2 protein-coding genes are annotated in these 2,112 nt (G+C 76.2%); one reads left to right on the top strand and one right to left on the bottom strand.

Annotated elements, in window-relative coordinates:
- Positions 1 to 4 precede the first annotated feature (4 nt).
- Positions 5 to 463, bottom strand: coding sequence for an Lrp/AsnC family transcriptional regulator (locus tag GTR00_RS19585; RefSeq protein ID WP_323132626.1), 459 nt, complete (start codon positions 461 to 463; stop codon positions 5 to 7).
- Between the two features lie 101 nt (positions 464 to 564).
- Here GTR00_RS19585 and GTR00_RS19590 point away from each other — a divergent pair.
- Positions 565 to 2,112: alpha-keto acid decarboxylase family protein (locus GTR00_RS19590; protein WP_166613228.1), on the top strand; the 1,548-nt coding region annotated here is incomplete at its 3' end.

A 2,112-nucleotide genomic window follows, 5' to 3' on the forward strand; every position in this document is an offset into this window, starting at 1 on the left:
GGGCTCAGCCGCGCAGCAGGTGCTCCACCCGGTAGGCGAGCAGCTCGCGCAGCACGATGGACGTCGAGGTCCGCCGGATGCCCCGGCAGCGCATGATCCGCTGCGTGATGTCGTAGACGTGGTCGGCGTCGCGCGCCGCGATCTGGATCATCAGGTCGGAGTCGCCGGAGATCCCCAGGCACTCGACCACCTCGGGGATGCGCGCCATGTCGCTCACCATCCCCTCGAACTCGCTCTGCTCCACGTCCGCCGTCACCAGCGCCCGCATCGGCAGGCCCAGCGCCTCGGGCGTGACGCGGGTGGAGTGCGCGCGCAGCGCCGCCCCGGCCGCCAGCCGCTCCAGGCGCGCGTGCACCGTCCCGCGCGCCAGGCCCAGGTCCAGGGCGAGCTGGGCGACCGTGGCGCGCGGGTCGTCGTCCAGGGCCGCGAGCACGCGGCGGTCGGTGGCGTCCAGGGTGGTCACGGCGACCACTCTAGGCCGGTGACCGCGCGCCGGACCGGTCGGATCGACCGGTCCGGGAGCCGGCTGTTGCGCGATCCGACCGGCCGGTCTGTCATCGGGGCATGACGACGACCAGCGGCCCGGCCGCCCCCGGCACGGTGACGGTCGGGGCGTACCTGGCGCACCGCCTCGCCCAGCTCGGCGTGCGCCACCTGTTCGGCCTGCCCGGCGACTTCAACCTCGCGCTGCTCGACGAGGTGCTCGCCACCGGCGAGCTGACCTGGGTGGGCTCGGCCAACGAGCTCAACGCCGGGTACTGCGCCGACGGCTACGCCCGGCTGCGCCGCGGCCCGGCCGCGTTCGTCACCACCTTCGGCGTCGGGGAGCTGTCCGCCGTCAACGCCCTGGCCGGCAGCTACGCCGAGGACGTCCCCGTCGTGCACGTCGTCGGGATGCCCGCCACCCGCGCGATGGCCGACGGTGCGCTGCTGCACCACTCCCTGGCCGACGGCGACTTCGGGCACTTCGCGCGCATCGCCGCGGAGGTCACCGCCTCGGCGGTGGTGCTGCGCGCGCACGGCGCGGCCACCGCGATCGACCAGGCGCTGCTGACGGCCGTGAGCACCTCCAAGCCCGTCTACCTCGGCGTGCCCGCCGACGTGGCCACCGCCGCCGTCTCCGCCGCCCCCCTGGCCCGCCCGCTGCGCGTGCTGCGCGGCGACGCGCAGGCGGCCGCGGAGTTCGCCGTCGCCCTGGCCGGTCTCCTCGACGGCGCCGCCGAGGTCACCGTCCTGGCCGGCCCGCGCCTGCACCGGCGCCACCTGGAGGAGCGGATGCGCGCGATCGCCGCGCAGAACGGCGTGCGGGTGGCCACCCAGTCCGCGTCCAAGGCGCTGCTGGACGAGTCGCACCCGGCGAACCTCGGCGTGTACGCGGGGGAGTTCTGCCGCTCCGAGCACACCCGCCGCCAGGTCGACACCGCCTCGCCGCTGGTGCTGGCCGGCGCCGTCATGACCGACTTCCTCACCGGCTCCTTCACCCACGGCTTCGACCCCGACGCCGCCGTGGACCTGCAGCTGGACCACGCCCGCATCGCCGGCGACGTCTTCCACGGCGTCCACCTCGACGAGTCGCTGCGGCTGCTGCACGAGGTGCTGGCCGCGCGCAGCCCCGAACCGGCCCCGCTGCCGCGGCGGGCCGCGCCCGCCCCCGTCGCCCACGTCAGCGCCGACCCCGAGGGCCCGCTCACCCACGCCGACCTGTGGCCGCTGCTGCAGGACTGGCTGGAGCCGGGCACGCTGCTCGTCGCCGAGGCGGGCACCTCCTTCTACGGCGCGGTGGAGCTGACGCTGCCCGACGGCTGCGACCTGCTCGGGCAGCCGGTGTGGTCCTCCATCGGCTACACCCTGCCCGCCACGCTGGGCGCGATGCTCGCCGCGCCCGGCCGCGAGACCGTCCTGGTCATCGGCGACGGCTCCGCCCAGCTCACCGCGCAGGAGCTCGGCCGCCTGCTGGAGCGGGGCCTGGCCCCGACCGTGCTGCTGCTGAACAACGGCGGGTACACCGTCGAGCGGGCCATCCGCAGCCCCGAGGCGGCCTACCAGGACGTCGTCGCCTGGGACTGGACGCGGCTGCCCGCCGCCCTCGGCGCCCCCGGCACCGCGACCCAC

Origin of the sequence: Kineococcus indalonis (assembly GCF_009906395.1) — a bacterium.
Taxonomy (GTDB): domain Bacteria; phylum Actinomycetota; class Actinomycetes; order Actinomycetales; family Kineococcaceae; genus Kineococcus; species Kineococcus indalonis.